The sequence below is a fragment of the Frankia sp. AgB1.9 genome, assembly GCF_016786355.1.
Classification (GTDB): domain Bacteria; phylum Actinomycetota; class Actinomycetes; order Frankiales; family Frankiaceae; genus Pseudofrankia.
In genome coordinates, this window is record NZ_JADWYX010000039.1 from 1 (window position 1) to 8,186 (window position 8,186).

Genomic DNA, 8,186 nt, shown 5'->3' on the forward strand with positions numbered 1-8,186 from the left:
GAAGCAACCGCCTGGCCACACACCGTCACACTCGACACCGCCGCTTGACACCCAAAACCATGGGATGTCTGGGGTGGTCGTGGAAACGCCCTCGTCACGACCACCCCAGGGCCAAAATCGCGATCAAGGTCGAGTGAGGAGCTGGTCCCGAGACGGCGATCGCCCCCGTCGGCTGGGCCGGCGGGGGCGATCGTCTTGCGGGCGTCAGGTGTGGCGACGCGGTGGGCTAGCCGTTCAGGCGCTCGACGAGGGCCTGGTGCTCGGACCAGAGCTCCGCCGGGAGATGGTCGCCGAAGGTCTGGTAGTGCTGTGGAATCAGGTCGGCCTCCTGCTTCCAGACCTCCGTGTCGAGGGTCAGCAGGGTGGCGAGGTCAGCCTGGTCGATGTCCAGGCCGTCGGTGTCGAACGCCTCGAGGGTCGGGTGCACGCCCAGCGGCGACTCGACGCCGTCCGCCTCACCCTCGAGCCGACCGACGATCCAGGCGAGGACCCGGCTGTTCTCGCCGTACCCCGGCCACAGGAACTTGCCCTCGGGGCTCTTGCGGAACCAGTTGACGTAGTAGATCCGCGGCAGCTTCGAGGCGTCGGCCTTCTGGCCGGTGGCCAGCCAGTGACCCATGTAGTCCGCCATGTTGTAGCCACAGAACGGCAGCATGGCGAACGGGTCGCGCCGGAGCTGGCCGATCGCGCCGGCCTGGGCCGCCGTCGTCTCCGAGGAGACGATGGAGCCGTAGAAGACCCCGCGCTGCCAGTCGGGCGCCTCGGTGACCAGCGGCACCGCCGTAGCCCGGCGGCCACCGAAGAGGATCGCCGAGATCGGCACGCCGCGCGGGTCCTCCCACTCGGCCGCGATCGTCGGGCACTGACCGGCGGGAACCGTGAACCGGGCGTTCGGGTGGGCGGCCGGAGTCGGTGCCTCCGGCGTCCAGGAGGCGCCCTTCCAGTCGGTCAGGTGGGCCGGCTTGTCCTTCGTGAGGCCTTCCCACCAGATGTCGCCGTCGTCCGTCTTCGCGACGTTCGTGTAGATGGCATTGGCGTAGAGGGTCTCGACCGCGTTCGGGTTGGTGTCAGCCCCAGTACCAGGCGCGACGCCGAAGAAGCCGGCCTCCGGGTTGACGGCGTACAGCCGGCCGTCCTCGCCGAAGCGCATCCAGCAGATGTCGTCGCCGACCGTCTCGGCCTTCCACCCGGGGACGGTCGGGATGAGCATGGCGAGGTTGGTCTTGCCGCAGGCCGACGGGAACGCGGCCGCAATGTAGTGGACCGCGCCCTTCGGCGAGGTCAGCTTGAGGATCAGCATGTGCTCCGCGAGCCAGCCCTCGTCCCGGGCCATGACCGACGCGATCCGCAGCGCGTAGCACTTCTTGCCGAGCAGGGCGTTGCCGCCGTAGCCCGAGCCGAACGACCAGATCTCCCGAGTCTCCGGGTAGTGGACGATGTACTTCGTGTCGTTGCAGGGCCACGCCACGTCGTCCTGGCCTGGCTCCAGCGGGGCACCCAGCGAGTGCACCGCCGGCACGAAGAAGCCGTCCTCGCCGAGCTGCTCCAGCGCCGGGGTGCCCATCCGGGTCATCGTCCGCATCGAGATCGCGACGTACGGCGAGTCGGTGATTTCGACGCCGAGTGCCGAGATACGCGAACCGAGCGGACCCATGCAGAACGGAACGACGTACATCGTCCGGCCACGCATACATCCGCTGAACAGGCCGTTGAGCGTTCCGCGCATTTCTGCCGGCTCGACCCAGTTGTTTGTCGGGCCGGCGTCTTCACGCTTCGCCGAGCAGATGTAGGTACGGTCCTCCACTCGGGCGACGTCTCGTGGGTCGGAGAGCGCCAGGAAGCTGTTGGGACGTTTTTCCTCGTTCAGTTTCACCAACGTCCCGTGCTCGATGAGAAGATTGGTGAGCCGATCGAATTCTTCGGCGGAGCCATCGCACCACTCCACCTTGTCCGGCTGGGTGAGTTCGGCGATCTCGCGCACCCAGGCGAGCAGCCTGGCGTGCTTGGTCGGGGCGGCATCCAGCCCGGGAATCTGTGCCGCGGTCGTCACAGCTCACACCTCCGGTCGCGTCGAACCTGCCGCGTTCTCGCCTCGGTATACAGGTGCAGCTTGCGTGTAGCTTGCGCACCCGAACGCCCCCCTGTACGGGTGGTGACATTCCACCGGCGTGCCGGCGCTGACCGCCGGTGCAGTGTCCGCCAGTACGGCGCCGTCAGTACAACAGTGTCCGCCCGTACAAGGGGTACGTTCGAGGCCGCGTTCAGGATCATTAGACTGTACCGCTCTTTCCGTGCGCAGTCGCGCGGTACAGCGGGGCGGAAACGTTGGTTCCATCACGCATCGGGATCGTTCGGACCCGCTGGCTGGCCGGGGCGTGCGACGCTCCGGAGGGCCGCGCGGTTATCGTTCTGACGTGGTCACTCACGGAGCGACGCAACCCGCCGCCGCCGGTCCGCAACCGGTCTCTGGCGACAACCACCCTGATGGCAACACAGCCGACATCCGGGCCCACCCGCGTGACCTGGTGCGACCGCGCATGCGGGGATGGCTACATGCCGGAGCTTTTCCGGTAAGTGTGGCACTTGGCGTGGTGGCTGTGGCGCTGCCGACGACGCTCGGAGCCCGGCTCGCCGTCGGGGTTTACGCGATCAGTATTGCGGCGCTCTTCGGGACTAGCGCCCTCTACCACCGGACCTCGTGGTCGACCACCCGGGCGCGAGCGTTGATGAAGCGCCTCGACCATTCGATGATCTTCGTCTTCATCGCCGGCACCTACACGCCCTTCGCGCTGCTGGCCATGCCGCGCCACATCGCCCAGCCGGTCCTGATCGTCGTCTGGGGCGGGGCCGCGCTCGGCGTGCTCCTGCGGATGCTCTGGCTGCACTCGCCGCGGTATCTGTTCGTACCTCTGTACATAGCCCTCGGCTGGGTGGGGGTGTTCGTCTTCCCCGAGGTCGCCCACACCGCCGGGGTCGCGACGCTGACGCTGCTGCTCGCCGGCGGTGTCTGCTACAGCGTCGGCGCGGTCGTCTACGCCATGCGCCGGCCCGACCCCGCGCCCCGGGTCTTCGGCTACCACGAGGTGTTCCACGCGTTCACGCTCGTGGCCGCCTGCTGCCACTACATCGCGCTCATGCTGGCCGTCTACCGGTGACGACCGCCCTGTAACGGCCCGCCTCCCGCGCCGGGGCCGGGCGCCGGCCCGGACCCCGCGCGGCGTCACCGGCGAGGACGCCGCTGCCCGGGAAGATTCGGGCGCCCCATAGCGTCAGAGAACGCGGACCGGCTCCGTGACCCGAGAAGGAGTTTCCGTGGCGAACAGGCTTGCCGACCAGACGTCCCCGTACCTGCTCCAGCACGCGGACAACCCCGTCGACTGGTGGCCGTGGGAGCCGGCGGCGTTCGCCGAGGCGGCCCGCCGCGGCGTCCCGGTGCTGCTGTCGGTCGGCTACGCGTCCTGCCACTGGTGCCACGTCATGGCGCACGAGTCGTTCGAGGACGAGGCCACCGCGGCCTTCATGAACGAGCATTTCGTCAACATCAAGGTCGACCGCGAGGAGCGCCCGGACGTCGACGCCGTCTACATGGACGTCACCGTCGCGCTGACCGGGCACGGTGGCTGGCCGATGACGGTCTTCCTGACGCCGGCCGGCGAGCCGTTCTTCGCCGGGACCTACTTCCCGCCCCAGGGCCGTCCGGGCATGCCGGCCTTCAGCCAGGTGCTCCAGGCCCTCTCGGAGGCCTGGGTCACCCGCCGGGACGAGATCGAGTCCTCTGGCGCGGACATCGCCCGCAAGCTCGCCGAGGCCGCCGAGTCGCCGGTCGGTGGGCGATCGGGCACGCGGCTCGACGCCGACCTGCTCGACCGTGCCGTCGACCAGCTCGCCGGCCGGTTCGACCCGCGCAACGGCGGCTTCGGCGCGGCGCCCAAGTTCCCGCCGTCGATGGTCGCCGAGCTGCTGCTGCGCCACCACGCGCGCTCCGGCGACGCCCGCGCCCTCGACCTGGTCGCGCTCACCTGCGAGCGGATGGCCCGCGGCGGCATCTACGACCAGCTGGCCGGCGGCTTCGCCCGCTACAGCGTCGACGCGACGTGGACCGTTCCGCACTTCGAGAAGATGCTCTACGACAACGCCCAGCTGCTGCGCGTCTACCTGCACCTGTGGCGGGCCACCGGCAGCGGGCTCGCGGCCCGGGTGGTGCGCGAGACGGCCGAGTTCCTGCTGACGGACCTGCGCACCGCCGAGGGCGGCTTCGCCTCGGCCCTCGACGCCGACGCGATACCGCCGGCCGGCTCCGATGGCTCCAATGGCTCCGGCGACGGCGACGGCGACGAGCACGGGAGTCACCCCGTCGAGGGCGCCAGCTACGTGTGGACCCCGGCGCAGCTGGCCGCGGTCCTCGCGCCGGACGACGCCGCCTGGGCGGCCGACCTGTTCGCGGTGACCCAGGACGGCACGTTCGAGCACGGCTCGTCGGTGCTCCAGCTACCCGCCGACCACGCCGACCCGGCACGGCTCGCCCGGGTCCGCGACGAGCTCGCCGCCGCCCGGGCGCTGCGGCCCCAGCCGGCCCGCGATGACAAGGTCGTCGCCAGCTGGAACGGCCTGGCGATCGCGGCGCTCGCCGAGGCGGGCGCCCTGTTCGAGGTGCCGGCCTGGGTCGAGGCCGCCGAGCGGGCCGCCGGCCTGCTGCGCGACGTGCACCTGGTCGACGGCCGGCTGCGCCGGACCAGCCGGCACGGCAAGGTCGGCCCGAACGCGGGAGTGCTCGACGACTACGGCAACGTCGCCGAGGGCCTCCTCGCGCTCTACCAGGTGACCGGCGAGCTGGCCTGGCTGGAGCTGGCCCGGGAGCTGCTCGACGTGGCCAGGGGCCGGTTCCGCGCCCCCGACGGGGGCTTCTACGACACCGCCGACGACGCGGAGACGCTGCTGCGCCGGCCGCGGGAGATCTCTGACTCGCCTACGCCGTCCGGCCAGTCGGCGTTCGCCGGCGCGCTGCTGACGTACGCGGCGCTGACCGGCTCGGCCGACCACCGTGAGGACGCGGAGGCCACGGTCGGCCTGCTCGCGGCGCTGCTGGCCCGCGACGCCTCCTTCGCCGGCTACGCCGGGGCCGTCGCCGAGGCGCTGCTCGCCGGCCCCGCGGAGGTCGCGGTCGTCGGCCGGCCCGATCTCGAGCGGCTCGCCCGGTTGGGCACGGCTCCGGGCGCGGTCGTGGTGACTGCCGGACCGCTCACCGACCACCGGCCCGAGCCCGGCGTCTACGTCTGCCAGCACTTCGTCTGTGAGCGTCCGGCCCGCACCGAGGACGAGGTCCGCCGTTTGCTGGGCGTCAAGCTGGCCGCAGGTTCTGATCACCCAGTGTGATCGTGCCCCCCGGCTGGCCGGGGTCGGGCCCAGGCCCGGAAGTGCGCTCGATGGTCACCCCGTGATCGGACGATGATCTCTGGGTGATCGTCGGGTGGTCGAACTCACGGTGACGATTGCGCGAGGGCCTCGCTCGACTGGCGGCCTGCCTCGCGACCCGCACGTTCACTACGGCTGCGTACCGTGACGATCTGGGTCCGAAGCGGGCCTGGAGGGGGCCTGGTGCCCATCCCGGTCACAGAAGGCGTTGACGTACGTTCGCCACGTGTTCGGCGAAGTGGGTCGCCAACCCACCTACCTGCGGCTACCGTGATGCCTCGACGTCTCAAATCGTGGTCCGGCGTCGGGCTGGACCGCTGGGGAGGCCCCTCGGTGCCGCTTTCGCGACAACGCCAGGAGGCCGGGACCCGGCCCCTGTGGGGCTGTGTCCCGGACAACTCCGAGTAAGCGGGTGGGCGTGTGCCACGAACGCATGTCGTCGACACAAGCGTGCTGCTGTCTGACCCTCGCGCGCTGCTGCGATTTGCGGAGCACAACGTCGTGCTCCCCCTGGTCGTAATAGGGGAGCTGGAAGCAAAGCGAAACCACCCCGAGCTGGGCTGGTTCGCCCGGGAGGCCCTACGCATCCTGGACGACCTGCGCATCCGGCACGGGCGTCTCGATCATCCGCTACCCCTCGAAGGCGGCGGAACGCTGCGGGTAGAACTCAACCACACCGACCCGACAGTGCTGCCGCCGGGGTTCCGGGTTGGCGACAACGACTCCCGGATCCTGTCCGTCGCCCTCAACCTGGCGGCTGAGGGCGACGACGTGGTGCTGGTCACCAAGGACATGCCGCTGCGGGTGAAGGCCTCCGTCGTCGGCCTGCAGGCCGAGGAGTACCGGGCGCTGCAGCCCGTGGACACCGGCTGGGGCGGCATGGCCGAGCTCAGCGTGGGCCAGGAGGAGCTCGACCGGCTGTACGCCGGCGAGCACCTCATGCTCGCGGACGCGGCCGACCTGCCCTGCCACACGGGCCTGGTGCTGACGTCGTCCGGCGGCAGCGCCTCGGCGCTCGGCCGGATCTGCGCCGACAAGACGGTCCGGCTGGTGCGGGGCGACCGGGAGGCCTTCGGGCTGCACGGCCGCAGCGCGGAGCAGCGGGTAGCCCTCGACCTGCTGGCCGACCCGGAGATCGGGATCGTCTCGCTCGGCGGTCGCGCCGGCACCGGCAAGTCGGCGCTGGCGTTGTGCGCGGGCCTGGAGGCGGTGATGGAGCGCCGGGCGCACCGCAAGGTCGTGGTCTTCCGCCCGCTCTACGCCGTCGGCGGCCAGGACCTCGGCTACCTGCCCGGCAGCGAGAACGAGAAGATGGCGCCCTGGGCGCAGGCTGTCTACGACACCCTGGGCGCGCTCGTCTCCGAGGACGTCATAGAGCACGTCGTCGAGCGCGGCATGCTCGAGGTCCTGCCGCTGACGCACATCCGCGGCCGTTCGCTGCACGACTCCTTCGTGATCGTCGACGAGGCGCAGTCGTTGGAGCGCGGCGTGCTGCTGACCGTGCTGTCCCGGTTGGGCGCGGGGTCGCGAGTGGTGCTCACCCACGACGTGGCCCAGCGGGACAACCTGCGGGTAGGTCGGCACGACGGCGTCGCGTCGGTGATCGAGACCCTCAAGGGCCACCCGCTGTTCGCGCACATCACGCTCACCCGGTCCGAGCGGTCCCCGATCGCGGCTCTCGTGACGACGATGCTGGAGGACCTCGTCCTCTAGGCCGGCGGACCAGCGTCGCCCACGCCGGCGGCCCAGCCTCCCGCCGTGTCGCCGGGCGCCGCAGGGCGCGCTTCGCGGGCCTGATCGCGAGTTGGACCCTCTGGTGGTTGTGATCAAGCCCGATTCACGACCACCAGAGGGCGAAAACGGCGATCATCGCCTGCGGGCGACCTTGGCGGCTCTGGCGCCAGCGCCGGCGGTACCTACGCGAGGGGTGGTCCGTTCCCCAGTGGGAACGGACCACCCCTTCGCGCTGTTGTGCGGGGTGAATTCTCGCCCTGACCTTCTGGCCAAGGGCGAGCCTGTTACCGGAGGTGGTTCACATGCTGTTCGGACGGCGCGCGGCGACCATGGTCTCGCCCGAGCAGGCGCTGCCCGGGCACGAGCGGCGGCTCTACGGCGTACCGGAGCGGCACGCGGTGCTTGGCACCTCGATCGAGGGCCCGTTCCCCGCGGGCCTGGCGGTCGCCGTGTTCGGCCTCGGCTGTTTCTGGGGCGCGGAGCGCAAGTTCTGGGAGACCCCGGGCGTCTACTCCACCGCCGTCGGGTACGCCGGCGGCTATTCCACGAACCCGACCTACGAGGAGACCTGTTCCGGCCTGACCGGGCACACCGAGGCCGTCCAGGTCGTCTACGACCCGAGCCAGGTCTCCTACGACAAGCTGCTGTCGGTCTTCTGGGAGTCGCACGACCCGACCCAGGGGATGCGCCAGGGCAACGACGTCGGCAGCCAGTACCGCTCGGCGATCTACACCTACTCCGACGACCAGGCCGCGGCGGCCGCCCGCAGCCGCGCCGCCTACCAGCAGCGGCTGACGGCGGCGGGCCACGGCGAGATCACCACCGAGATCGCGCCGGCCGGGCCGTTCTACTACGCCGAGGACTACCACCAGCAGTACCTGCACAAGGTCCCGAACGGCTACTGCGGCCTCGGCGGCACCGGCGTCAGCTGCCCGGTCGGCCTGGCAGCGGCCGAGGGCCGGTCTCGTATACACATCTCCGAGCCCACCAGACAGGCAGAAATGGGGGGTGGCGGCGGCGGCGGGGAAAAAAACACGGGG

5 protein-coding genes are annotated in these 8,186 nt (G+C 70.8%); 4 read left to right on the top strand and 1 reads right to left on the bottom strand.

The genetic code is table 11. From position 1 onward, the window contains the following. Window positions 1–226 precede the first annotated feature (226 nt). Window positions 227–2,050 (bottom strand): phosphoenolpyruvate carboxykinase (GTP), encoded by a 1,824-nt coding sequence (locus tag I6A60_RS17370; protein ID WP_203023768.1) that lies wholly within the window; start codon window positions 2,048–2,050, stop codon window positions 227–229. Window positions 2,051–2,414: 364 nt separating this feature from the next. Here I6A60_RS17370 and I6A60_RS17375 point away from each other — a divergent pair, with 364 nt between their 5' ends. From I6A60_RS17375 to msrA, 4 genes are all read left to right on the top strand, one after another. Then, complete coding sequence (locus tag I6A60_RS17375) at window positions 2,415–3,155, top strand: hemolysin III family protein (protein WP_203023767.1); 741 nt, start codon at window positions 2,415–2,417, stop codon at window positions 3,153–3,155. Between the two features lie 157 nt (window positions 3,156–3,312). Further along, entirely contained in the window at window positions 3,313–5,373 is a 2,061-nt protein-coding gene (locus I6A60_RS17380; RefSeq protein WP_203023766.1) for a thioredoxin domain-containing protein, read from the top strand. A 459-nt stretch (window positions 5,374–5,832) separates the two neighbouring features. After that, window positions 5,833–7,125: a PhoH family protein gene (locus I6A60_RS43595; protein ID WP_203023765.1), complete on the top strand. Its 1,293-nt coding sequence runs from the start codon at window positions 5,833–5,835 to the stop codon at window positions 7,123–7,125. Between the two features lie 323 nt (window positions 7,126–7,448). Beyond that, the coding region (gene msrA / locus I6A60_RS17390; protein WP_374487234.1) for a peptide-methionine (S)-S-oxide reductase MsrA at window positions 7,449–8,186 on the top strand (738 nt) is incomplete at its 3' end.